This is a genomic window from Microbacterium sp. Kw_RZR3, from assembly GCF_029222405.1.
Classification (GTDB): domain Bacteria; phylum Actinomycetota; class Actinomycetes; order Actinomycetales; family Microbacteriaceae; genus Microbacterium.
In genome coordinates this window covers 1-23,402 of sequence record NZ_JARHXC010000230.1, presented here as the reverse complement: position 1 = coordinate 23,402, position 23,402 = coordinate 1, and the positions used below count along the sequence as shown (strand labels likewise).

Annotated in this window: 28 protein-coding genes; 15 read left to right on the top strand and 13 right to left on the bottom strand. The window is 67.3% G+C overall.

Translation table 11 applies throughout. The annotated features are described in order from the left end of the window. Together P2P98_RS13100 and P2P98_RS13095 are read right to left on the bottom strand one after the other, a co-directional pair. Positions 1-975: SRPBCC family protein (locus P2P98_RS13100; RefSeq protein WP_275800380.1), on the bottom strand; the 975-nt coding region annotated here is incomplete at its 3' end. A 19-nt stretch (positions 976-994) separates the two neighbouring features. Beyond that, positions 995-1,393: a metalloregulator ArsR/SmtB family transcription factor gene (locus P2P98_RS13095; RefSeq protein WP_275800378.1), complete on the bottom strand. Its 399-nt coding sequence runs from the start codon at positions 1,391-1,393 to the stop codon at positions 995-997. Positions 1,394-1,575: 182 nt separating this feature from the next. Between P2P98_RS13095 and P2P98_RS13090 the strand changes: the two genes are divergently transcribed. Both P2P98_RS13090 and P2P98_RS13085 read left to right on the top strand, forming a co-directional pair. Continuing rightward, positions 1,576-1,854, top strand: a complete 279-nt coding sequence (locus tag P2P98_RS13090) for a hypothetical protein (RefSeq protein ID WP_275800376.1) — start codon at positions 1,576-1,578, stop codon at positions 1,852-1,854. Beyond that, positions 1,847-2,434: a hypothetical protein gene (locus P2P98_RS13085; RefSeq protein WP_275800374.1), complete on the top strand. Its 588-nt coding sequence runs from the start codon at positions 1,847-1,849 to the stop codon at positions 2,432-2,434. The genes P2P98_RS13090 and P2P98_RS13085 overlap by 8 nt, the downstream gene beginning before the upstream one ends. Here the strand turns inward: P2P98_RS13085 and P2P98_RS13080 are convergent. Then, complete coding sequence (locus tag P2P98_RS13080) at positions 2,431-3,576, bottom strand: hypothetical protein (protein WP_275800373.1); 1,146 nt, start codon at positions 3,574-3,576, stop codon at positions 2,431-2,433. The genes P2P98_RS13085 and P2P98_RS13080 overlap by 4 nt on opposite strands. After that, a complete protein-coding gene (locus P2P98_RS13075; RefSeq protein WP_275800372.1) occupies positions 3,573-4,595 on the bottom strand; it encodes an XRE family transcriptional regulator in 1,023 nt (340 codons plus the stop codon). Before P2P98_RS13075 ends, P2P98_RS13080 begins: the two co-directional genes overlap by 4 nt. 287 nt (positions 4,596-4,882) lie before the next feature. On the opposite strand from P2P98_RS13075, the gene P2P98_RS13070 reads away from it, so the two are divergent. After that, positions 4,883-5,275, top strand: a complete 393-nt coding sequence (locus tag P2P98_RS13070) for a helix-turn-helix domain-containing protein (protein WP_275800370.1) — start codon at positions 4,883-4,885, stop codon at positions 5,273-5,275. Positions 5,276-5,308: 33 nt separating this feature from the next. After that, complete coding sequence (locus tag P2P98_RS13065; protein ID WP_275800369.1) at positions 5,309-6,394, top strand: DUF3039 domain-containing protein; 1,086 nt, start codon at positions 5,309-5,311, stop codon at positions 6,392-6,394. A gap of 541 nt (positions 6,395-6,935) precedes the next feature. On the opposite strand, the gene P2P98_RS13060 is transcribed toward P2P98_RS13065, so the two are convergent. Continuing rightward, positions 6,936-7,208 carry a winged helix-turn-helix domain-containing protein gene (locus P2P98_RS13060; protein WP_058597146.1) on the bottom strand — a complete coding sequence of 91 codons (273 nt, stop codon included), beginning with the start codon at positions 7,206-7,208 and terminating at the stop codon, positions 6,936-6,938. 98 nt (positions 7,209-7,306) lie between these two features. Here P2P98_RS13060 and P2P98_RS13055 point away from each other — a divergent pair, with 98 nt between their 5' ends. The 4 genes from P2P98_RS13055 to P2P98_RS13040 are packed head-to-tail and all read left to right on the top strand — an operon-like array spanning position 7,307 to position 12,439. Beyond that, on the top strand, positions 7,307-8,770 hold the full coding sequence (locus P2P98_RS13055) for a proton-conducting transporter membrane subunit (RefSeq protein ID WP_275800367.1): 1,464 nt from the start codon (positions 7,307-7,309) through the stop codon (positions 8,768-8,770). Next, complete coding sequence (locus P2P98_RS13050) at positions 8,770-11,301, top strand: DUF2309 domain-containing protein (RefSeq protein WP_275800365.1); 2,532 nt, start codon at positions 8,770-8,772, stop codon at positions 11,299-11,301. Before P2P98_RS13055 ends, P2P98_RS13050 begins: the two co-directional genes overlap by 1 nt. After that, positions 11,298-11,621, top strand: a complete 324-nt coding sequence (locus P2P98_RS13045) for a hypothetical protein (protein WP_058595311.1) — start codon at positions 11,298-11,300, stop codon at positions 11,619-11,621. Before P2P98_RS13050 ends, P2P98_RS13045 begins: the two co-directional genes overlap by 4 nt. Next, positions 11,621-12,439 carry a DUF6671 family protein gene (locus tag P2P98_RS13040; protein ID WP_275800363.1) on the top strand — a complete coding sequence of 273 codons (819 nt, stop codon included), beginning with the start codon at positions 11,621-11,623 and terminating at the stop codon, positions 12,437-12,439. The genes P2P98_RS13045 and P2P98_RS13040 overlap by 1 nt, the downstream gene beginning before the upstream one ends. 8 nt (positions 12,440-12,447) lie before the next feature. Here P2P98_RS13040 and P2P98_RS13035 read toward each other — a convergent pair whose 3' ends face one another. Next, positions 12,448-13,470, bottom strand: a complete 1,023-nt coding sequence (locus P2P98_RS13035) for a serine/threonine-protein kinase (RefSeq protein ID WP_275800361.1) — start codon at positions 13,468-13,470, stop codon at positions 12,448-12,450. A 212-nt stretch (positions 13,471-13,682) separates the two neighbouring features. Between P2P98_RS13035 and P2P98_RS13030 the strand changes: the two genes are divergently transcribed. Further along, positions 13,683-14,345: an ArsR family transcriptional regulator gene (locus P2P98_RS13030; protein WP_275800359.1), complete on the top strand. Its 663-nt coding sequence runs from the start codon at positions 13,683-13,685 to the stop codon at positions 14,343-14,345. Positions 14,346-14,376: 31 nt separating this feature from the next. Here the strand turns inward: P2P98_RS13030 and P2P98_RS13025 are convergent, their stop codons facing one another. The 7 genes from P2P98_RS13025 to P2P98_RS12995 all read right to left on the bottom strand — a co-directional run bounded on the left by P2P98_RS13025 (position 14,377) and on the right by P2P98_RS12995 (position 18,899). Further along, positions 14,377-14,688, bottom strand: a complete 312-nt coding sequence (locus tag P2P98_RS13025) for a hypothetical protein (protein WP_275800357.1) — start codon at positions 14,686-14,688, stop codon at positions 14,377-14,379. 70 nt (positions 14,689-14,758) lie between these two features. Beyond that, positions 14,759-15,097 carry a hypothetical protein gene (locus P2P98_RS13020; protein ID WP_275800355.1) on the bottom strand — a complete coding sequence of 113 codons (339 nt, stop codon included), beginning with the start codon at positions 15,095-15,097 and terminating at the stop codon, positions 14,759-14,761. 292 nt (positions 15,098-15,389) lie between these two features. Next, positions 15,390-16,211, bottom strand: coding sequence for a DUF5677 domain-containing protein (locus P2P98_RS13015; RefSeq protein ID WP_275800354.1), 822 nt, complete (start codon positions 16,209-16,211; stop codon positions 15,390-15,392). After that, a complete protein-coding gene (locus P2P98_RS13010) occupies positions 16,208-16,810 on the bottom strand; it encodes a recombinase family protein (protein WP_275800352.1) in 603 nt (200 codons plus the stop codon). The genes P2P98_RS13015 and P2P98_RS13010 overlap by 4 nt, the downstream gene beginning before the upstream one ends. Further along, a complete protein-coding gene (locus P2P98_RS13005; protein ID WP_275800350.1) occupies positions 16,807-17,622 on the bottom strand; it encodes a Fic family protein in 816 nt (271 codons plus the stop codon). Before P2P98_RS13005 ends, P2P98_RS13010 begins: the two co-directional genes overlap by 4 nt. A 1-nt stretch (position 17,623) precedes the next feature. After that, positions 17,624-17,887, bottom strand: a complete 264-nt coding sequence (locus P2P98_RS13000) for a hypothetical protein (RefSeq protein ID WP_275800348.1) — start codon at positions 17,885-17,887, stop codon at positions 17,624-17,626. A gap of 211 nt (positions 17,888-18,098) precedes the next feature. After that, on the bottom strand, positions 18,099-18,899 hold the full coding sequence (locus P2P98_RS12995; RefSeq protein WP_275800346.1) for a CPBP family intramembrane glutamic endopeptidase: 801 nt from the start codon (positions 18,897-18,899) through the stop codon (positions 18,099-18,101). A gap of 348 nt (positions 18,900-19,247) precedes the next feature. Between P2P98_RS12995 and P2P98_RS12990 the strand changes: the two genes are divergently transcribed. From P2P98_RS12990 to P2P98_RS12965, 6 genes are all read left to right on the top strand, one after another. Next, positions 19,248-20,504: an MFS transporter gene (locus tag P2P98_RS12990; RefSeq protein WP_275800344.1), complete on the top strand. Its 1,257-nt coding sequence runs from the start codon at positions 19,248-19,250 to the stop codon at positions 20,502-20,504. After that, positions 20,392-21,324: a MerR family DNA-binding transcriptional regulator gene (locus tag P2P98_RS12985; RefSeq protein WP_345799721.1), complete on the top strand. Its 933-nt coding sequence runs from the start codon at positions 20,392-20,394 to the stop codon at positions 21,322-21,324. Before P2P98_RS12990 ends, P2P98_RS12985 begins: the two co-directional genes overlap by 113 nt. A gap of 187 nt (positions 21,325-21,511) precedes the next feature. Continuing rightward, complete coding sequence (locus tag P2P98_RS12980; RefSeq protein WP_275800340.1) at positions 21,512-22,120, top strand: recombinase family protein; 609 nt, start codon at positions 21,512-21,514, stop codon at positions 22,118-22,120. Continuing rightward, on the top strand, positions 22,113-22,604 hold the full coding sequence (locus tag P2P98_RS12975) for a hypothetical protein (protein ID WP_275800338.1): 492 nt from the start codon (positions 22,113-22,115) through the stop codon (positions 22,602-22,604). Before P2P98_RS12980 ends, P2P98_RS12975 begins: the two co-directional genes overlap by 8 nt. 233 nt (positions 22,605-22,837) lie before the next feature. After that, positions 22,838-23,152, top strand: coding sequence for a hypothetical protein (locus tag P2P98_RS12970; protein ID WP_275800336.1), 315 nt, complete (start codon positions 22,838-22,840; stop codon positions 23,150-23,152). A 69-nt stretch (positions 23,153-23,221) separates the two neighbouring features. Then, the coding region (locus P2P98_RS12965; protein ID WP_275800334.1) for a hypothetical protein at positions 23,222-23,402 on the top strand (181 nt) is incomplete at its 3' end.

Genomic DNA, 23,402 nt, shown 5'->3' with positions numbered 1-23,402 from the left:
CCCGATGACCACGCGCTCCATCCGCTGGAAGCTCTGCTCCATCCCCTCGACCATGCCCGTGGCGAGGACGGCGTCGCGGGTGGCGGCATCCGGATACTCGATGAGCAGCGTGACCAGGGTCGCGCCGTCCTCCTCGTAGAACGAGAGGTCGTTGGTCGTGGAGGGGTAGTCGGTGCCGGTCATGTGCTCGGTCTGCACGATGCGGCGCGGCTCGTCGATGAGCAGCGTCTCGCCGTCGAACCCGAACGGCTCGCCCTCGGTGCCCTCTTCGGGTTCCCAGGCGATGCGATAGGTCCCTCCGACCGAGACGTCGACCTCGCTGACACTCATACGCCAGCCGTCGGGGCCGAGCATCCATCGCCGCATGAGGTCGGGGTCGGTGTGCGCACGCCAGACGAGCTCGCGCGGGCCGTCGATGACCCGCGTGATACGCACGTGCTGGTCGTCGAGGATCTCGAGCCGCGTGCCCTTCCCCTGCGCGAACTCCCGCAGCCCCACGAGCACCGCGTCGAGCTGGTTCATGGCGAGCGTGGCACCCTCGACGGCGCCCATTGCGGTGAGCTGCTCGAGTGCGTCGAGCGAGTCGAAGTACGTGATGTTCGTCAGGCGGGACCCCGTATCGGTCTCGTCGAACGCGAAGGTCATGCGCATCGCGGGCATCCCCTCGATCGGGTCGCCCTCCTCGTCGACGAACGAATCCACGACCTCGAAGCCCCGCGGAGCGTCGATGTCGACGAACTCCCAGCTGCCGCGGGCGATCTCGCCGGTCGGACTGGCCATCGAGTAGCGGGCACGGCCGCCCGGTTCGAAGTCGAACGAGGCGAAGGTGGCGGGCCAGCCGGGAGGTCCCCAGAAGCGCTCGAGCTGACGCGGGTCGGTGAACACGGTCCAGAGCCGCTCGGGACCGACGGGGAAGTCGGCGATCAGGGTCATGGTGAGCGCTTCGGCGTCGCTCTCGACGGATGTGACGGGCATGACGGACTCCTTCGTCGGTTCAGTTCACAGGTGGAGGGACGGATGCCGGGTCCCCGGCGTCTTCGCGGCCGGGCCTCGCGGGCGCGGGTTCGGCCAACAGGGCGTCAAGCCGGTCGATGCGGCCCCGCCAGAGATCTTCGTAGGAACGGAGCAGTTCTTGCGCCCGCGCGAGCGCGGCGGGATCGGCACGCACGAGCCGCACCCTTCCCTCCGCGCGTTTGGTGATGAGCCGCGCCTCGGCCAGCACGGAGATGTGCTTCGACACGGCGGCGAACGACATGGCGTACCCCGCCGCGAGCTCCGACACCGACTGCTCCGCGATGAGCGTGCGTCGCACGATGTCGCGACGCGTCGCGTCGGCGAGCGCATGGAAGACGCGGTCGATGTCGGCGTCGTTGAGGAGATTTTGTTTAACCATTTGGTTGCACGTTAGCGCTCGCCGGACGAGGGCGCAACCGCGGAGCCGAAATTGTCGGGGATGCGCACTTGCTGCATTCGCAATGCTTCAAGTCAATCCCAGATCTTGGACGAGCCGAGGGCGCGCGGTGGCACCGGCATTTCATGTAACTCGCAACCCGGGTTTCGGGTTACACTAACCGCGTGAGTGGTAGCGTCGCTGCTAGGTCCAAGCTGTTGTTCAATAACGTGCATATGTTGCGGGTCGCGGGGGTCATCAGCCACGGGGACGACGTCGTCGACTCGCAAAGGTTGCAGAGGGAGCTCGAGCTCGGGCAGTCGGCGGTGCAGCGTATCCTCGTCACCCTGGAAGGAGTGGGACTGATGGAGAGATTGGAACGTCAGGTCAGGACGGAGCCCGTCCGGTTCCGTCGGCTGCCGCACTCATTTTGGCGGGCAGCTCAGGAGCTCGCCGATGCTTGAGGTGTTGGAGGTTCCCGGCGCATCTCGTCAGGCGTTCCGGCACATGGGGGTGTTCGACGGCGCGGAGCTGACGGTGACCTACACCGTGGACCCTGGCGAGCATGAGGCGCGAATTGACGCGAACGTTGGGGCGTTTGCGAACGAGTTTCTCCTCGCCGCGCTCCTCACCCTCCCCACGGACTGCATCGGGCCCGTGGACCCCCGTTTCGAGCGCGTACTTCGCAACCCCACTTCGTCGGCTGCTGCCACTGTCATCAGCGACCCCGACGGGGGTCTTTGGGCGCGACGCCGCATCGGCGCGGTCGTAGACGTCCTCGGCATCGAGATCTCCTCCGCGACTCTCCAGCGCGGATGCTCCGTCGCGCATCGGTTGGCGGGCTACGGTCCGCGCACGGTGCATTCCTCACGCGCTGCGAACGCTCTCGCGCTCACGGAAGCATCCCACTACGGGATCGGTTTCATCGATGCCGACGGCCGCCGTCTGCTAGCGCCTGCAACCTTCGTCGCCGAGCGCTGGTCCTCAGCGCGATGGCGATTCGCGGAGCTCGTGTATGGCCGGCACCGCGACCTCCTCGGCTAGGACGTCGTCGCCCACACCTTTTCGAGGATGTTGTCAACCTTGAGTGGGCGACCAATGTGCGACTCGAGCTGCGGGTAGGTGTCGAGCGCTCCGGCTACCTGACGAGCCCAAAGTGCTCGCCGGCCAGGCTCGTCGAGGTCGATGTAAAGCGAATAGAGGCTGTCGAGCGAGACGACGTTGTGGTTGTGCCCGATGCGACGTTCGGGCTCTTCGCCGTGCAGGCGGTCGAGGGCTTCACCGCGGCAGATGCTGCAGAAACAGTGAATGGGGTTGACGCCAGCGAACCAGTCGCGACGCATGTGTGTGGACCGAACAATCCGCAGCATGTCAGTGATCATCATGTGCGGCGACATGTCTTCACGGTCGATGGCACCGCCTCGTCCGCCGACTGGCGTGAGGCGCCGCAGCTTCGGATACGACCCGATAGCAGAGGCGATGGCACCGTGGGCGAGCGCGTCGAACCCGACGAGGTCGGCTCGGTACGCAAGGACGGGGACGGTAGCCTCCTGGAAGATCTGACGGTACGCGCGGGCACGAGACATGCTGCCGACCGGGTTGGTGGGGTCGGTGAACGTAAGAAGAACGGGGTGGCGGCTGCGGTTGATTACGGCGATGAGTTGCTTCGTGAGCTGCGGCTCGCTCAGCCATCCCGCGGCGACGGGGATCGCGAACAGCAAATCGGCGCGGTCGAGCTTGTTGGCCTCGCGCAGTGCAGCCTTGAGGGCGGCGGAGTCGTTCTTGCGGATCTGACCCGTCGGGGTGATGGCGAGATCGCTGTCCATCCGCTGCCAGTCGAGTTCGGCATCAAGTGACAGCTGGAACGTGTTGTCGCTTCCGCGGCGCAGGAACGGCTCGTCCTCTGTGGCCCAGTGAGTACTCAGCGCAAGGGGCTCGATGATGACGGGCAGGTTGGGGTTCGCGCGCCGGATTTGCTGGGCGAACTTCGGGGCGTCCCTCCCAACTAGGAACGCGCCTCCGGCGAAAGCGCGGATGAGCCCGGCTTCATAACGCATGTTGACGCCGCACACGTGGAACTGACGGTTTGCGAGCAGCGCAAGCGCATCACCGACTTCGACGGAGCGCGGCGCGAGGAACGCGCTGGAGGGGGCGGTGTTGGGGTTTTCGATGACAGTGAACATCATGATGACTCCTGCAGGAAGGTATGCCTGAACTCGCGCGGGAACATGAAGGCACTGCTTGCAAGTTCATCGACGCTCGCGCCGGCGTCGATGCTCTTGCGGATGGCGGTTTCGAGCGCGGTCGGGTTTTCGCGCTCCGTAGGGTCGGGTTCGCGGCGATGCATCCCGCTGGTGCTCAGCTGGATGCTCCACGTGCGGTACTCATCTTCGGTAAGTAGGTCGGTGTCACGACCGCGGCGGATGAGCGCGGCAAGCGAGACACCCCAGCGCTTCTTCAGCGGGAGGAGCGTTTCAAGGGTCGCGGGACTTGGCCATTCCGTCGCAAGAGAGGCGGCCGGGACGAGGAACTCGGCGGCGAACGCGTCGGCCTCCTTCTCCTGCGGTGCGTTGGCCTCAGAATCGTGCATCACCGCGTGACCGAGCTCGTGAGCGACAGTGAACCTTTGTCGATCTGCGGGGACGTGCTCGCCGACGAGGATGACCGGCACCTCACCGTCCTGCCAGGAGGCGATGGCGTCAACTTGAATCGTCTCCAGCGGCCAGCGGAGCACGAGCACGCCGGCGTCTTCGAGAACGGCGACGAGGTTCTTAATAGGCCCAGCACCGAGCCCGAGTTCCTCCCGAACGTCCTGCGCAACCTCCTGGGGCGTGATGAAGCCGTCGTCGAGATCGTGGAGGGTCAGCGTGGTGCGCTGCTGACCCATGAGGTCGCGCACGCGAAGCCGGACGAGCGAGAGCTCGGCGGCGACCTTTGTCACCGCCGCCTTTGGCGTGCTCTTGAGTTTGCGGTGGAAGATGCGGGCGGGGGCAGCCGAGGACGTCACCCCTGCGAACGCGGACACCGGAACCCCGAGCAGGTCAGCAAGTGCATCCCATTTCTCTTCGTCGAGGTCGGCCCCAGACTCTGCCTTCGACAGCGAGGCCTGCGAGATACCGGTCACCGCAGCCACCTCCGTCTGGGTCAGTCCACGCGAAAGGCGGAGGGCTTCGAGCAGCTCCCCACGGGCCTCAGCGTTTGTCATGAATCTAGCATAGCAGAGAATATTCTTGACGCGTCATATGTGACATCTGGATCTAGGTTGGTAACCATGCAGCGATCCATACGGACGCGGCTGAGATGCATGATGGACACGCCCACGGATGCAGGTCGGCCTGGATGGCCTATTTGACGGAATTCGTGTCATATGTGACACTTGGGTCATGCGCATTCGTCGACGACGGTAAAAACCAGCAGTCCGCCGCATCACCCCACCCGCCGCATCCTCCAGCGGCCTTCCGCGCATCCGCCACAGGATTAGAGGAATCTTCCATGCCTAGGCTCGACGCTTCCCGCGTGCCCACAACCGAGATCGACATCCTCGAGGAAAGCTACGACCGTCTCCCTGACGGCCCTCTGCGAGCCACTCTCGAGACGCTGTCGCATGCGCTCCGTGGCGGCCAGGACACCTTCGTCATGACAGAGAAGGACGACTTCACGCCGTCCGAGGCAGCCAAGCTCCTGGGCGTAAGCCGGACTCATCTCTACAAGATTCTCGACTCCGGGGCGCTTGCGCATCATGTCGTAGGGGCACGCGACCGGCGCATTGCTGCAACGGACCTTGTCGCGTACCGAGCCCGCATGCTTGCCACGCAGAAGCGGATGGCTGAGGCCGCGGCGCACACCGACGACCTCGACGACCTAGTGCTAGACGAGTTCGACTGATTCTGGCGTCGGCAACGTTCGTATGCTGGTGTCATGGGGCGTAGCCGGCGAGTGACATTGCAATGCGCTGCCGAGGATCTGTCGTCCGGGTGGACCACGCCGGCAGACTTCGACAACGTTCGCGAGCTGCGTGTCCTTGCCCAGAAGGCGGTGGCCGGGGACACCACCGACTCAGCCATCAGCCGACACCTCAGATTGTTGCCACCGCTCGCACTGCTCCGTCATCCGCTCGTTCACGCCTTCGACGAACAGTTCGCTGGGGACGACGACCGTGGGACCCTCCGCGAGACCATCAGCGCAGTCAACGACCATCAATGGTTCAAGCAGACCTACTCGGCGCGATGGCGCGGCGCCGCCGTCATCATCGAAAAGGCCGGGGTGAAGACGGCGTGGCTCGGCGCCGCTGGCTATCACCGAGCTGGATCACCGGAGGATTTCTACACGGAGTTCGCTCGCCGGTGTCGGGGCGGCTCCGATGGATTTCTTCCCCAGGCCGAGGACTTCAAGGTGGAAGCCGTTGAGGACAAGATCTCTCGCCGCGACGCGTGGAAGCTGCAGCTTCACCTGACTGCCCTCGTGCTCCTGAACACCGCGCTCAACGATCCCGAGAACTCGTACGACGTCGTTGTGCTCTCCCCTTCGGGTCGCGAACTGCTGACCTTGGCCATGATGGTCGTGCATACCGATGTGGACGGAACTGTCGCCCACGAGCTCGTCGTGGAGATCGTGCCTGCGGACTGGGAGAGCCCGCGCCTGTGCGAACAGGCGTCCATCATCGTGAAGAGCGCCATCGACCCTCAGTTCGAGACCTGGACGACTGCCCCCCTCCAGGACAACGCGGTTTCGCACTGGACGGTTCTGACGGAGGATACGATCACGTCGGCACGAGCCGTCGCGGAGTCCGGTGAGGTCGGACCTGACGCACGGCCGGGCGAGGTCCGCCTGGGCACGATAGCTCACTACGCGCGAAGGGACAACATCGCCTACGCATCCGTACACGGCGAAGCGGTGCAGGCGATGTGCGGACACTGGTTCGTGCCGACCGCAGACCATGAGCACAAGCCGCGTTGCGCGACATGTCGCGAAGAGTTTGAGCGGATACCGGTCAAACCCAAGTGATGCCGGGTGGATGAGCTATGCCTGACGACCACAAGCTTCGACTCGGTGATGCCGTCGGAAGCGACAGCGAGACCTGGGTGCGGGTAGGCGTACGCCGCGGCAAAGAGGCGAAGCTCCGGCGAGACGGATCCTCTAACGACTGGCAGTTCCTGCCCGTACCCGAGTGGCTCGTCCACGCTGCCACCGCGCGACGCGACGTCGACCCCGGCCGACGAAGCCCCACCCTCGCAGGTGAAAACCATCCCGTCGCGCCGTTCGGCCATGTCGCGGAGTCCACGCCGCACATCGGGGTGAAGAGGACGATCCCTCGGAATCGTGATCTGTCAGCACCCTGATACGCGTAAAACCCTGCGCGCGAAGGGTCGCCAGGAAAGTATCACCACAAAGTTGCCCCGGGCCACTGGAAACCTCACGAGCTACGTGACATCCAGTGTCTTCTCACCTCGTTCCCGACAGGAGTCAACCCCGCCACCCGCGCTTCGCAGCGCGCCCGCGGCAGCGGCTGCGGGCTGCGGGCTGTGGGCTGTGATCGCGCGGATCTTCAGCCCCGCAGAGCCTGCAGCAGCGCCCCCACGGGGTGGTCGCTCTCGACGGGGTGGCGGAGCGGAAGGTCCTCGACGCACTCGTAGCGATTGCGCCGGCCCTCCTTCTCGCGCTTGAGGTAGCCGGCGTCGACGAGGTCGGCCAGGATGCCGTGCGCCGTGCGCTCAGTGATGCCCACGGCATCCGCGATCTCGCGGACGCGGGCACCCGGGTCGCGGGAGACGTAGATGAACACGTGGGCGTGGTTCGTCAGGAACGTCCAGGTGTTCATCTCCACAGCCTAGTGATCGGCGCTACCGGAACTCAAGAACGTGTTATTTATTGCCTGCGTTTTGACACACGCATTTCATTGCATGTAACATGCTGCGCATGTCACCGATCGCCCCGCTCCTGACGGCCGCGCTCCTCGCCGCGGTCGTCGCCGCCCTCCTGCCGGATGCCGCGCGTCACCGCACTCCAGGCTCGCTCGCCGTCTGGCCCGGGGTCGCCGCGGCGGCTCTCGCCACGCTCGGCCTGGCGGGCGCCCTCGCCGACCGCAGCGACGTGGCCGGCGCCGCGCTCGCGCTGCTCATCGTCGCCCTCACCGTCGTCGTGCAGGTGTACGCGAGCCGCCACCTGCGCGGCGACCCGCGCTCGCGCAGCTTCTTCGCCCTCTCGTCGCTCGCGGCACTCGGATCGACGACCGCCATCGCCGCGGACGACGTCGTGCTGCTGGCCGTCGGATGGACCCTGGCGACGCTCAGCACGGTCGCCCTGATCGCCTCGGGGGGCTCGGGTCCGCAGACGCGCGTCGCCGTCCGGCAGAGCGCTGCGGCACTCCTCCTCGGCGACGCGGCGCTCTGGACGGCCGTCGTCGTCGCCACAGCCTCGACCGGGTCGATCTCGCTCGCCGCCCTCGGCAGCCTCGACGGCGTCGCCGCGGCCGCCGTCAGCGCACTCGTCGCGATCGCCGCGATCGCCCGGGCGGGATCGTTCCCGCTGCACGGCTGGCTCCCGGCCACCGCCGCGACGACCACTCCCGTCTCCGCCCTCCTCCACGCGGGATTCGTGAACGCGGGCGCTCTGCTCCTCCTGCGGTTCTCCCCCGTCCCCTCGACAGTGGGTCCCTGGATCGCCGGAATCGCCGGGGCGATCACGCTCCTCATCGCGACGCTTGCGATGCTCACCCGCGCCGACGTCAAGGGGCGGCTGGTGCACTCCACCGCGGCACAGATGGGCTTCCTGCTCCTCGCGTGCGCGCTCGGCGCCTACGGACTCGCGTTCGTGCACGTCATCGGACACGCGCTCTTCAAGGCGAGCCTGTTCCTCGGGGCCGGCTCCGCGGTGGAACACGCGCTTCGGGCCCGGGCCCTCCCCCGGTCCACCACCCCGCGGACGGGGCGGGTCGTGGGCGCACTGCTCGTCGTGGGGACCGCCGCGATCGCCCTCATCGGCAGCGACGCCTTCGCGCACCCGACCGCGGTCCTCCTCCTCTTCGCGGTCACGACCGCCGCCGTCGCGGGGGCGCGGATCGGCGCGTCCTCGGCGCGCGTCCCGACGCGAGCGGCGCTGCTCCTCACGCTGTCGATCGCGGTCGTCGGGTACGTGGCCGTGGTCTTCCCGGGAGCGGAGGCGCTGGTCCCCGTCAGCGGGACGACGGCGCTGCCGTGGGGCGTCGCCGTGGCGGTCTTCGTCATCGCCGTGGCATCCCTCCTCCTCATCCGCTCCACGGGACCGGTCTCCGACCGGATCTTCGCCCTCGCCCTCGCGTGGGGCCGACCGCCGCTCCCCGCCCCCACCCCGTCCTGGGCTCCGGCGTCCGCCGGCGACCCCCTCGAGTACCGGAGAGTCTGATGACCACCACTGCTCCTCCTTCACCGGCCACCATCCGGGGCTGGGTCGCCGCCGCCGGCCGCACGATCTCGCCGCACTTCCCGCTCGAGACCTTCATCGCCCGCAACCCCGTCGCCAGCTACGAGAACCTCGACTGGGAAGACGCTCTCGGACAGATCGCCCGCGACCATGGCATCCTGCTCACGCTGCCCGAAGAGCGCTTCCGCGAGCTGCACGAGCAAGAGCGCATCTCGTCGGGCGACCTGATCGCCGCCCTCCGGTTCACGGTCGCTGAGGCGCGCGCGACCGACACCCTCATGGTCGGTCAGGTCGCCACCACGGTCGCCGAGGTTCTGCGGCAGGACCTGCTCGTCTCGCCCCCGATGGCCCCCGGCTCCTCGCTCCCCACCCCGGCGAGCGCCCTCTCGCCCCGCGTCCACGCGCGCATCGACGACCTCACCGCGCGGTGGCTCACCGCCACCCTCGGCGAGGGCGCGTGGACGGGGCCCGTGCGGCGCGACGGCATGTGGACCGGCTGGCGGCGCCTCGCAGCGGTCGACCCGACGCTCTCGCGGCACGTGCGGCGTGGCATCCGGAACACCCCCGCCGATGCGGCGAGCGCGATCGGGGTCGCCCTCGACCGCTGGCAGCTCGCGGGCTCGGCGGCCGAGGACTTCCTGCGGGCGCACGTGCTCGCACAGCCCGGCTGGTCGGCGCTCGTCCGGCACTTCACGGACAGCTCGCGGGGGATCGATCTCACCTCGCTCGTCGCCATCCGGGTCACGCTCGAGCGCCTCCTGCTCCCGGCCGACGCCACTCTCCCCGCGTCGGCGCAGACCGCGCCCGACGACAAGGCGCGGATCGGCACGGTCACGCTCGCGCTGGGCGCCGACCCGTCCGACCCCGCCACCCGCGCGGTCGTGGGCCGCACGCTCGCCCTGGTCACCCCTGCGACCAGGCTCGCCGTCTGGCAGGAGGCATACGAGCGCGGCGTGGCCCGCGCGCTCGCGCCCGCGCGGGGAGACGAACGGACCGGCCGCCCGCTCGCCCAGGCCGTGTTCTGCATCGACACGCGGTCCGAAAGCTTCCGGCGCCACCTCGAGGCGGCGGGCCCCGTCGAGACGCTCGGCTTCGCCGGCTTCTTCGCGGTGCCGATCTCGTTCCGCCCCGCGGACGGGTCCGCCGAGGTCGCCTCGTGCCCCGTCCTGCTGACCCCGCGGGTCGCGATCACCGAGTCGTCCGTCGAGCGCGACGCCCTCGACCGGTGGCGGCAGCGCCGGATCGCGGAGGGAGAACGGGATGCCACGCTCGACGCGCTGAAGGAGTCGCCGGTCACGCCCTTCGCGTTCGCCGAGACCGCGGGCTGGGTGATCGGCGCGGCCTCCGCGATGCGGACGCTCGCCCCGGAAGGATGGCGCGCGCTCGTCGAGATGGTCAGGCCCGCGAAGCCGTCCACCCACGTGGACGCCGACGTCGTCTTCTCGCTCGAGGAACGCGTCCTGTACGCCGAGACGGCGCTGCGGATGATGGGCCTCGTCGACGACTTCGCGCCAATCGTGCTGCTGTGCGGCCACGGCGCGACGGTCACGAACAATCCGTTCGCGTCAAGCCTGCAGTGCGGAGCGTGCGGGGGGCACGAGGGCGAGCCGAACGCCCGTGCCGCGGCGATGATCTTCAACGACCCCGAGACGCGCCTGGCGCTGGCCGCGCGTGGCATCCGGATCCCCGCGGACACGCTGTTCCTCGCCGCGCAGATGGACACCGTGACCGACGAGGTCACGCTCCTCGAACCGTGGACGGTGCCCGCCACGCACGAGACGATCGTGCTCGAGCTCGGGCAGTGCCTCGAGACCGCGCGGGTGGCGAACACCACCGAGCGCAGCGCGAGCCTCCCCGGGGGAAGCGACGCGGCCGGAGCGGTGCGCGACACCGAGCGGCGGTCCGCCGACTGGGCGGAGTCGTACGCCGAGTGGGGGCTCGCGGGCAACGCGGTCTTCATCGTCGGGCCACGGGCGATCACGGCCGGGCTCGACCTCGAGCGGCGGGCGTTCCTGCACAGCTACGAGGCCGCCGCCGACCCGGACGGGTCGGGGCTCGAGACGATCCTCACCGCGCCCATGATCGTGGCGCAGTGGATCAACGCGCAGTACGCCGCCTCGACGGTCGCTCCCGACCGCTTCGGCGCGGGCCCCAAGCCGCTGCACAACGTCGTCGGAACCGTGGGAGTGCTTTCGGGCTACAGCGGCGACGTGCGGATCGGTCTGCCCTGGCAGTCGGTGGGCGTCGGCCACGAGGCCCGGCACGAGCCCGTGCGCCTTCAGGTGTTCGTGCAGGCGCCGATCGAGCGCGTCAACGCGATCGTCGAGGCCTCCGAGGTCGTCCGCACCCTCGTCACTCACCGCTGGATCACCCTTCGGGTGCGCGCCGGCGAGAACGCGCCCTGGATGCGCTGGGGCCGCTACGGCTGGCAGCTCGACGACCTCGACACGGCCGGGACCCCCGGCATCCCCGTCCTCCACCACGAGACCACCACGAAGGCGCACCGCTCATGAGCACGTCCGAACTGACCCCGATGACCAAGATCGAGGTGGTCGTCGCGAGCGACGACGTCGCCGAGGTCTCCGCACTGATGCAGTCGCTCGGTGCCCGCGGCTACACCGCGATCACCGGTGTGGCCGGCGTCGGACACCACGGCTCGCGCGGCGGTCGCCTGCTGTTCAACGACCACGACGCCCTCACGCTGCTGGTGACGGTCGTCGCTCCCGAGCGCGCGGACGGGATCGTCGCCGGCATCCGTCCCCTTCTGGAGCGCACGGCCGGCGTGATGTTCGTCTCGCCCACCGCGGTGAGCCGCGCCGACTACTTCGTGTGATGGGCGCTCCCTCGCCGTTCGACGGGACCACGGTGGCGATCGGCACCGTCCACGGGAAAGAGGCGGCGTTCGCGCCCGCGTTCCGACGGTGGCTCGGCGCGTGGGTCGCCCCCACGGTGGCGCTCGACACCGACGCCCTCGGGACGTTCACGCGCGACGTGCCGCGGCTGCTCACTCCGGAAGAGGCGGCGACGGCCAAGGCCCGCGGGGCGGCTGCCGAACTCGGGACGACGACGGGTCTCGCGACCGAGGCGTCGTTCTCCCCCGCGCTGAGCGGCTTCGGCCCGATGGTGCACGAGGAGCTCGCCGTGTTCGTCGACCTCGAACGCGGCATGCGCGTGCGTCATGGCATCCGCCAGCACGTGCACATCGCGCCGCGGCGCATGGTGCGCACCGAGAGCGAGGCACAGCGGTATCTCCACCGCGTGGGGTTCCCCCATCAGGCCGTCGTGGCGTACACCGGCGAGGGCATGACGAAGGGGATTCAGGATGCCACGGCCCTCCTCGCCCTCGTCCGTCGAGGTCCGGTGGAGCTCGAGCCGGATCTGCGCGCGCACATGAACCCGGGGCGACGACGAACGCTTCGGCGGCTGTCGTGGCTGCTCGCGGCACGCCTCACTCGCCTCTGCCCGGGGTGCGGGTGCCCCGGTTTCGGTCCGGTGGGTGTGGTGCGCGGACTGCCGTGCGGCGCCTGCGGCAACGCGACGTCGCAGGTACGGCTCGACGTGGACGGGTGCCCGCGGTGTCCGGAACGGCGGGAACGCCGGCGACCGGTGGAGGTGGCCGATCCCGCCGCGTGCGACGCGTGCAATCCGTGAGGCGTCGGCTAGTGGTAGTGGGTGACCCACGTCCAGAGCGCGGGTCGACGCTTCCGCGCGACGACGTCGCGCGTCTGACGCACGGCTCGAAGTGCCGGCACCGGCTCCGGACTGTCCGTGGTGATCACCGTTGCCGGCGTCGGCTCGGGGAGGTCGTGCAGTTCGGCCGCCAGGGCCGCGACCTCCGACGCGGTGGGGCGTGCGTCGGGGTCACGGGCCGTCATGGCGGTGAGCAGCAGTTCCCAGCCGTACCCGAACGTCGTGGGGATCTCCGGGTCATACGCCAGAGGGTCGAGAAGGAGGTCCTGCACCAGTCCGCCGGAAAGGGGGCGCTCCGCGGTCAGCGCCTCGAGCATCAGAAGGCCGAGCGAGTAGATGTCGGAGGCAGGTCGGGCGCCTTCGCCGTGGACCCGTTCCGGGGGAAGGTACTCCGCCGTGTCGACGGCGAGGTCGAGCCCGTCCGCTCGTGCCGCGCGCTCCAGGAGGTCCGTCACGCCGAAGTCGGAGAGGACCGCGGCGAAAGGCCGACTGCCGTCTCGCAGAGGCCGAAGGAGCGTGTTCGACGAGCGGAGGCGCTGGTGGACGATGCCCGCCTCGTGGACAACGGCGAGGCCACGTGCGATATCCCGGAGCACCCCCGCGGCCGCCTCGGAGGGGAGAGGACCGTTCTGGTCGAAGTGCTGTCGCAGAGTGGGCCCCTTGATGAGCTCCATGACGAGAAACCCACGGCCGTCGCGCCCGAGGTGCGCGTCGTAGAGGGTCACCAGAGACGGGTGATCGAGCCCGGTGAGCACGTGAGCGGCGGCAAGGCGGCGCGGTGGATCGGAAGCATCGCGCGGGTCGGCGCGGAAGATCTTCACGGCGACGTCGCGCGCGAGGATGTCGTCGCGCGCGCGGAAGGCGCGCGATCCGTCGTCGAGTCCGAGGGGCTCCAGCAGCCGGTATCGCCCCCCGAACACCTCGCCGAGAAGGGCCGAGAGGGCCTCCCGTTCGGAGCCGCGGCTGCGGTCGCGTCGCGTTACGGTGCTCACACGCGGGTGTGTTCGTTGTCGCGGGCGCGGCGGGTGGTGGACACCAGCGCGCCGGTTCCGATACCCATGCGAGACTCCCTGTGACTCTTGGCGCCGGTGGGACCGCAGCGGGCGAAGACTTGGGGGGCGCCCGGCCCGCTGCGGTCGCTCAAAGATTACTGAGCTAAACCACTTGGCGCTGCCCGCTGACAAGTGCGACCCTGAGGTGCATAATGGACGACCTTCAACGGCGCGCGGATGCCTTCGCTGCCCTCGCGGATCCGGGACGCCTGCAGATCGTCGACCTGCTCTCCATCGGCGACATGTCGTCGAGCGAGATCGCGGCAGCCCTGGGGATGAAGTCGAATCTGGTCGCCTTCCACGCCAACGTCTTGGAATCTCGCGGCATCGCGCGACGTGTCCGATCGGAATCCGACGGTCGACGCAGCTACCTCCAGCTCATCCCCGAAGCGTTCTCGGCGCTCGCCCTGGGACCGCGGAAAGTGGGAGGCCGGGTGGTCTTCGTCTGCACCGCCAACTCCGCGCGCTCGCAACTCGCGCAGGCCATCTGGACTGCGCACAGCTCCATTCCGGCCGCGTCCGCGGGCACCCGTCCCGCCGATCGGGTGAATCCCGGCGCGGTGGCCGCCGCCGCTCGCCACGGCATCCCCCTCGAGGCGGACGCGACCCCTCGTTCGGTCGACGAGGTCGCGCGTCCCGGCGACTTCCTGATCAGCGTCTGCGACCACGCCCACGAACGGATGCGGGGACGAGACGACGTGCACTGGTCCATCCGCGACCCCGCACGAGCGGGCAGCATCGAAGCCTTCGACGAAACGGTGGCCGAGCTGCGCGCCCGTATCACCCGCGTCGCTCCCCAGCTCGCGGCGGCGTAGCCCGACCGGAGCGGACGCGGTCGGCATCAGCTCAGAGAGTTGAGCGATCGAACCTCGCGGGCCAGCCGTGCGCGGCACCTCGAATGATCGCCACCCAGCCCCCGAGGAAAAGCGTGATGCCGGCGACGAGCCCCACAGCAGGCAAGAGCGGCTCCAGCGCCGGCATGGGTCGCGGGGTCGGTTCCGAGAAGATCGGCACATAGCTGAACCATGTGCCGAGCACTTGTCCCGTCATCCCGAGCAGAGCCACACCGGTCGTGACGCCGAGCACGGTGCCCGCCACGAGAGCGAGCACCCCTCCGGCGATCAGAGAGAGGGCGAGCTTGCGCGGAGAACTGATCATCCCGAATCTCCTCCGCTGCACCGTTCGATGATCCTCGCACGTGGCCCCGAGCGGCGCGACGTGGACGCGCTCAGAAGTTGTGCGGCGAGGAGAGTGCCGCGGCCGTCGCCCCGAGCACGACGAGTGCGCTCGCACCGGTCAGAACGCCCGCGAGTACCGGGCGTTTGCGTGCGCGCCCGTGGAACAGGACGAGATACGCACCGACAGCCAGCAGCAGCCAGACGACCAGCGCGGCAACCCCGAACTGCACGTGCCACAGCCGCTCGGCGTCCCAGCGGGGGGAGTCCTCGAGAACGGTGTCGGGCTTGGAGAACGTCCAGTCGAGTCCGGTGACGAGAAAGGCGAAGGGGCCGAAGAGGCCGACCGCCGTCGCCACGATCAGGAGCACGACTCCGCCGACGATGCGCATGCTCCCATCCTGCCCTCTGGTCCGGCTCATGCCTCGACCGTCACCTCGCTCCCATCGGCGAGCGGACCGCGCGCGTTCCACCAGACGGGAGTGCAGCCGGCGCGGCGAGGGGCGGTCGAACTCGCCCCGCCTGATGCCCGAGATCGCGTCACACCCCGACACCTCGTCAGGGGCGCTTCGCGTCACTCCGTGATGCGGCAGGCCGCACCCTTGACGGGGTGCTGCGCTGTGAAGGACGGCATGTATCAAGGGGACCGGGAAAGAGTGATGATGACATCCGGAAGGCCGAGAGCTATCTCGTCGTCCGGGGCTTTGCATGGCGACGCCGGTAGTGGTCGCTGAGCTGGATTTCGCTGTTCACTTGGAGGGTGTGGGCTGCACGACGGATGACGCTGCGGTGCGTGTGATCTCGGCTTGTGTAGGTGTACGCGCGAGCACCCCAGACGAGTGTTACTGCGACAAAATAGAGCAACGTGTCGGCGGGTATCGCGGCGCGGGGTTCAGCAAGGCGATAGGGCATCGCACCGCTGCCCGGGTCGGCGGCCTTGTAGTACAGGTCCGTGACTGCCAGGGACGCATGGCTATAGCTCGACATGACTCGGTAGTAGATGTAGGCGTCAACGCCACCGGGCGAAAGATCGAGGCAGATATCGCGGAACTGACGCGAGCTGTCCGACGTCGCCAAGTCATGAGCGAGCTCGCTATCGGCAATGTCATCCGCCGACTCTCGGAACGTCGGTGACGCCGCCTTGTGAGCGTCGATCGCGAACGCTCTGCGGCTACGGGAGTGCTCGCGAATGATCGCGCGTACCCCGTGCTGATCCTTGCTCTGAACGACCCACACAGCGGTCAGGGCGCACTCGAACATCTGGCGGACGAGAGGAAGCGCAGCGTTGGTCATCCGGTTATCGAGAAGAAGAGCCGCCGCCCTCGCCGTCTCATGCAAGTGCCGCGCCCAGCCGTGCACGATGGCGACCCGCGCGGCGTCCTCTCCCGTGAACCGCTGATCCCGCCGCGCCGCGGGTTGGTAGAGAGAATCGGCGTCGCCGTGTGCTTGCCATGCGCTCTGCAACTCGTCGATGACCGTTCGCAGCTCGCTGCCGGTGAGCTTCACCGCGAACCTGCCGGCTCCTGAGTGTCAGCAAAACGAGACAGCTCCGCGTAGGCACGGGAGGCGGTCGACTTGTCGACGCCGAGCACCTTCCCGATGTAGGCGAAACTCGACCCGTCCTCCTCGCGCATACGGCGCAGCTCGGAGAGCTGGTCAGCGCTCAGCTTCGACGGTCGGCCAATCAGCTTCCCCTGGGCGCGGGCATGATCCATGCCGCGCTGCGTGTTCTCCCGAATCGTGTCGACGCGCAGCTCCGCGAACACCGCAACGATCCCGAACAGAGCACGGCCCGTCGGGGTCGTCGTGTCGATCTGCGGTTCGGTCAGAGAGCGAATGTCGATGCCGCGTTCGCGCAGCTCGTTCAACGTGTCGAGGATGATCCGTTCGCTGCCGCCGAGACGGTCGAGGCGACGCACCAAAAGAGTGTCGCCCTCGCGGAGGTAATCCAGGCACGCGACCCACTGAGGGCGCGCAGCGATGCGACTGGACTCGCCGTGGTCGACGAACACACGGGTAGCGCCGGCCGCGCGCAGCTCGGCCTCCTGCGCGTCCGGGTTCTGCTCCCGGCGGGAGACGCGGGCGTAGCCGATCACGTTCGTCATCTCTCGAGCCCCGCCGTGGGGAACCGGTCGGACATGTGGCCGGGGCCGCTACGGCGGGCCCGGGGCGGCTGCTGGCCGCTCTGGCCCGCACCCCTGGTCGCTTCTTTCGGGGACCGTTGGTAGCTGCCGCTGATGACGGCTCGGACGTCTGCGAGAGGGTCGGCCGCGAGGGATGGCTTCTCGACACTCACCGCGTTGAAGATCGGCACGAGCGACGACGGGTCAGGAGCGAACGCGAACATGTCGGGACGGCTCATAGCGGATGCCTGGTTCCACTGCTCGGGAGTCACCCGGTCGAACTCGAACCGGAACGGCGAGCCCTCGGCCAGGTCGTGCATGAACTGCTTCGACGTCCTGCCGTTGCCCTCGCGGAACGGGTGCGCCTGGTTCACGTACGCGAACACGGTGGCGCTGGTGGCAATGAAGTCGTTACGGCTGATCGAGGCCCAGTCGGTCGACGTCGCGAGCTGGTGCACCTCGGAGAGGTAGCGGCCCACTTCCCCGTCGTCGACGTGGCCGAAGTCGCGCCCCGGACCCTTGCCCATGTTGACCGTGCGGAACTCCCCCGCCCACTCGTACACGTCCTGGAACAGGTGCCGGTGAATCGCCTTCAAGTGCTCCGCGTCGAACGTCTTAGGGATATCGACCATCCCCGCTTCCAGCTCGAACCCGCGACGGGCCGTCTGCCCGTACTCGCGAGCTTTCAGCTCGAAGAAGTCGCGCTCATCGAACTTGTTGCGCAGAGTGCCGTTCAGACCGTTGATGGTCTCGGGATAGAAATACGACTCCCAGGTATCGAACCGATCGGCCACGTCAGGCTGCGCCGACGACGCCGGCGGCGCGTCGAGACACCTCGGCCGCGCGGTGAGCTGCCGCCGCCGAACGACGGTCGTACTCGGCCGCGTCAATCGCGCCGCGCGCGTAGTCCGTCAGGTTCTCGACGTCCTCGCGCGTGGGCTCCCAGCCCTCATGCCAGCCGGCGGCGAGGGATTGCACGACGGCGCGACGCTGCTTGTCGGTGAGCTGCGCGAACAGCTCCGGGTACTGCTGCTCGATCTTCATCTGCGACTCGGCCACGGTGGCTCCCCTCGGTCCCCACCAATTCTATCAAATGATGCAAAAGGGCTCCACTTGTTTTTGCATCGGTTCGGGTTTCGCGACGGGGTTTTGCACCGCGGCGATCGGCGTGTTTCCGGCAACTCTGTGAAGCGCGGCGGTAATTGTCGCGTTTGTCGCGTCGCTTCGGCGCCCAAGGAGGAGGGCTTCTTGAGCCAGCGCGGCTGGAGCCTCACATGGTTAGCAGCGGTGGGATCAGCATGGCAACGATGGTTGCATCGGCCACGACGTGGGCGAGGTAGGTGGCCAGCATTCCTCCTGTGCGGGTGCGCAAGTAGCCCAGCATCAGCGCCCACGTTCCGGCGAGCAGGACGCCGACGATCCCGTTTGGAACGCCGTGGAGGTGTGCGAGTCCGAATGCGAGAGCGGTGAGAGCGACAGCCGATCGAGGTGGGAAGTACCGCAGCATGGGTGTCAGCAATAGTCCGAAGAAGATGCTGTCCTCGATCGCACCGTTCAAGACGGTGAAGCCGACGGCGCCCGCCACCGCAACCTGGGCAGCCACCGATCCGGCGAGCTCGCTGTATGTGGTCGGCAGCTGTCCGTCGAACACGGTTTGCCAGAGCAGGAGGGCAACGACACTCACGGCGGCCACTGCTCCTATGGTCGCCCAGGCCTGTCCATCGAACCGCCCGACTCGTAGCCATTCACGCCACCGTGCGAGGCGGCCGGCTCTCCACGAGATGAGCGCTGTCACCCCAATGGCAATCGCTGGCCCGCTCGGCCACAGACCAATGCCCGGAACCAGGCTGACGATGTAGAGCAGAGCGACCAGGATGATCGCATCCTTGGCCTCCGCCGCGTCGAGAGATCGTAGCCATAGGCTCAGCCCGACTGCGACCCCCGCCGCTACGACTGCGAACGGCAACGAGCCGACGACAACTGGTTGCAAGGCTCCCATTATGAGCAGCGCGATAGACACAACACGCCCACGCACGACCTCGCCTGGCATGTGCTGATCGTGTGCGTTCATACGCCTCATGATGTCGTGACTGAGAGGCAAGTCGTCGCAAAGATGCGCAGCGCATGCCGTGAGGGCGGAGTGCCGGCTGGACGTTGCACCTCTTTCGGCCCCCACCGCCCCGAAGCCCAATCGTCCCCCGCGGGATCGGGACTAAATGGCCTGTCTTCCATAGAGCCCTCGCGAACGACCGTTCATGAGACGGTCCTCCTACCGCCGAGCTACTTCCGCGAGTCATGTCTCACAACCTGTGGTTGTTCACGGAATGTGGCGGTGATTCGGTCACAGAGGTTGGCGGCTCGAAGGGCAAATGACGGCGGCGCTTGACCCTGCCCCTACGTCATGGTTCGTACTGAAGCGATGAGGCTCACTCCTGTTGCGTATCTGGCGTCCTATTTACTGTCGCTGCTTGGCAACTCGATCGCGGGCGTTGCTCTGCCGCTGATTGTCTTGCAGGTCACCGGTAGTGCCCTCGGTGCTGGTGCGGTCGCCGCGGCAACGGCGATCCCTGCCATGCTTGCGGGCCTGCTGATGGGTGTGGTCATCGACCGGATCAACCGGCGCACATCGTCGGTCGTGACCGATCTCGTCTCGGCCGCGTCGGTCGCAGCGTTGCCGCTGATCGACCTGCTCTCGGGACTGAGCCTGGGCTGGTTCATCCTGTTCGGCATCATCGGTTCGTTGGGAGATGTGCCGGGCATGACTGCTAGGGATGCCCTGTTGCCCGCGATCGTGCGCCACAGCAGGATCGCTTCGGAACGGCTCATGGGAGTCCGCGAGGCCCTGGGCGCGGTCGCGCTGCTGCTCGGCCCAGCGGCGGCAGGGACGCTCATGGTGCTGTTCGACGGGTCCACGGTGCTGTGGATAACCGCGGCGACATCATTGGCAGCGGCGCTGCTGACGTTGCTCATCCCGCACCACGTCGGTGCCGTTGTCACCGCGGACGGCGCTGCGGCCACTGTCACGGGCAACGGCTGGGTCGCGCTCCGGGACGGGTGGCGGGTGCTACTTGGTAGCCGATTCCTGATCGTCACCACGGTGCTGAGCCTCGCGTCGGTGATCGTGCTTGCTTCCCTGCAAGGGTTGATCCTGCCTGTCTACTTCACGCTCGTCGGGCAACCCGGAATGCTCGGCTTCATCCTCACCGCCCTGGCCGCTGGAATGCTGGTCGGCGGTACGGTTTACGCGATCGCTGGCACCCGCGGACGACGGCGCGCATGGTTCCTCTCTGGGCTGCTCGGTAGCACCCTCGGCTTCGGTCTCATCGCCACCCTGTCCTCCGTGTGGGTGGTCTTGGCCGGCGCATTCGTCGTCGGCCTGTCCAGCGGACTCTTCGGCAGCCTGATCGGAGTGCTGATGATCGAGCGCATCCCCGAGCAGATGCGCGGACGGATCATGGGCACACAGAACGCGATCATGACCGCCGCCCCACCCGTCGGGATCGTGACCGCCGCCGTTCTCACTGAGTACGCGGGCGTGAACGTCGCGGCGATCGCTCTCGTGAGTGTGTGGCTGGTCGCGGTCGCCGTCGGCTTGTTCGCACGCTCGCTGCATAACCTGGACCCCGAGTCGGCAGAGGCCGGCAACGGCGAGACGGCGGTGGTTGACAGTGCATAGCGGAGAGTTGGCGCGACTCGCGGGGGTCACTGTCCGGGCGTTGCGCCACTATCACCAGGTTGGCGTGTTGCCGGAACCTGACCGTGGGCGCAATGGGTATCGCAGCTACGACGTGCACGACCTGATCCGGGTCGTTCGAATCAAGCGCCTCGCCTCGCTGGGGATACCGCTGGATCGGATGCCCGATCTGCTCAACGATGCGGCACCAGATGAAGGAGGGCTGCTGGATGAGCTGGACGCCGCGTTTGCGGGGCAGATCGAACGTCTCACAGAGCAACGCAACCTCATCGCCCATCTCCGCATCCACGACGCGGCCCCGGACCTTCCCCCGGAGCTGGCTCCGTTCCTCGCAGTCTTCGTAGCCACGGGACTACCGCCGAACCTCGCGAAAATCGACCGCGACCAATCGGTACTACTGGCGCACCTCGTCGGAAAAGAGGGGATGCCATTTCTCGCGCGCTTCTACGAGCGGATAAGCGGATCCACGGTCGCTCCGTCCATAGCTGACATCGCGGAGCGTTTCGATCGGCTCGGACCGACGAGCACTGAGCAGGACATCTCCGCGCTCGTCGAGAACATCGTCGTATCGTTTGAGCCGTTGCTCGACGAGTTCTCGAATGGTCCGCAGCCCTACGAGCTGATCGGTTCCGCGAGCCTGTTTAGCGAGTACACGTCGGACGTGCTCAACGAGCAACAGCAGAGCACGCTCACACGAATCGCAACGGTACTAACGAGCAGAAGCCCCAATGACGGGGCGAGTCGCGACTCCGGCTCGACACCGGGCGTCCCTTACCCTGATCCGGAGACAGCGACAGGGTAGGTGGACTTCGTCTCCGACAGGGGCCACTCGTCCCGAAAAACTAAAGATTTTCAAGACATAAGAGGCTGCGTTATTCAGGCGCTTCCCTCCCCCGCATTTTCGAGGTTCACCACCGTCTCGGAAAGTCATCTCACAGCATCCCGTGTCTCAGTAGCTCTGCGAGGACTTTACGGGACAAGATGGGCGGGTGAGGCTTCTCGGTTACACACGGGTCAGTACCGCCGGTCAGGACCCGCAACTCCAGATCGGTTCGCTCCTCTCTATAGGGGTGCAGAAGCGGGACATCTTTTCCGACGTTATGTCCGGCAGTAAAACGGCGGCGTCGCGTCCGGGGATGCGACGCCTGCTCGAGTACGCCGAACCGGGTGACACCGTGGCTGTCTGGCGAGTGGACCGGCTTGGCCGCTCCCTGATTGATGTCCTCAATACCGTGAATGGGCTCCGGGATGCCGGCATCCAGGTGATGTCTGTCTCGGATGGTATCGATCCTGCGACGTCGACGGGCCGGCTGATGCTGAACATGCTCGCCACGTTGGCGGAATACGAACGGGAACTCATCGTCGAACGAGTCAACGCCGGCATCGCTGTGGCTCGGGAGGCCGGGATCCGGTTCGGGCGGCCGAAGTCGGACCCGGGTGTGGTGGGTGAGAAGTTGGCGATCGTGGCTCAGGCCAGAGCAGCGGGAAAGACAGCCGCCGAGGCGGCCGCGTTGGTGGGGTGGTCCCGCGCGTCCCTGTACCGGCACCAGTCCACCGCCGGCGCGGGCAGTCCCGGTGTCGGAGTGCCCCATGAATGAGACCTGCCGCGTGCTCGCGACCCTGTCTGAACTCGACGAGGACGGTGAGGTCATCAGCGTCGGAGAGTCCATCTCTCGATGGGCAGTTCCTTATCGGCGGGTGTACTTCCACGACGCGAGTGTCGACGAGGTCCCGTTCATTTTTGATAAGTACGCCGAGGGTGGCGTCGACGGGGCCGTTGTCGTTGAGGGCATTGTGACTGCTCTTGATGCCCTCTATGTGAAGGTCACCTGGGTTGACGGAAACGGGTGGGAACCCTGCGCAGGATCAGTTACTCGTGCGCCTCTAGAGACCACTGCGGACACGCGCCGACCAGTAGAGCATGTGGTGTGGGGCCCGACGTCAGAACCGGACGACGATGGGGTTGCTTACGCGATCGGGTACCCGGACACCCGCGAGGGTGATCAGATGTTGGCCGGGTGGGTCTTCACGCTGGAGCGTTGGGCAGTCCGGTCCGGCGATACCGAACACGGTAGGCCCTAACGAACGCGACCATGCCCTTCACACCCAATAGAACGGAGGCCGCGCCCAGGGCCGCGCAGAGCACGAGCGCGACCACGATGACGACAAGTCCGGCCGGACGCTCCTCGTAGTAGTAAGTCGAGTAGGTGGGGTCCCACACCAGATACTCCGCCCCGTAACTCATCCCCATCGAGTAAACGGCGGGGACCGCCACGACGCAGACGACAGCCAAGACGAGTCGTAGCATCGCAGGCGTGAAGCGTCTCATGGACGTCATCGTGACACGCACAGATGACCAGTTCGTGAACACCTGCTCTCTGGGTCCCGGTTGGCGTAGGAGAGCGGAGCAGCACCAGTTCGACACCGCCCGGGTGTTGCAGTGGAGCGGCGGGTGCGCTGTGGTGGCGGCATCGCTCCTAATCGGGCTTGCCGTCCGCGTCGGGCGCACGCTCTGGGCTGTGGTGTCGTTCTTCGTGGCCGGCCTCGCCGGACTCGGTGTCTTCATTGCCGCGTTCTCTGCCACGGGTGGCCTGCCGATTAAGCGGCGCGTCCATCACGCCCAGCACTGAACTTCGCGAGTCGGTGCGAAACCGATCGGTTCCTTCCGGTTCGTATAGGAAGGGCTAGCGTGGCACACGATGATGACCCGGGTACAAAAACGTTCGCTAACAATTCTGATCGTTCTGATCGTTATCGTGGTCGTCGGGGGGTACGCCGTCTTGACGTCTGGTGTCTTGGCGTTCATCTTCGATCCCGACGTGGAGGCAGCCGCTTCGACAGGTGTTGCTATGACCGCGCCGATGAGCGGAATTTGCACGC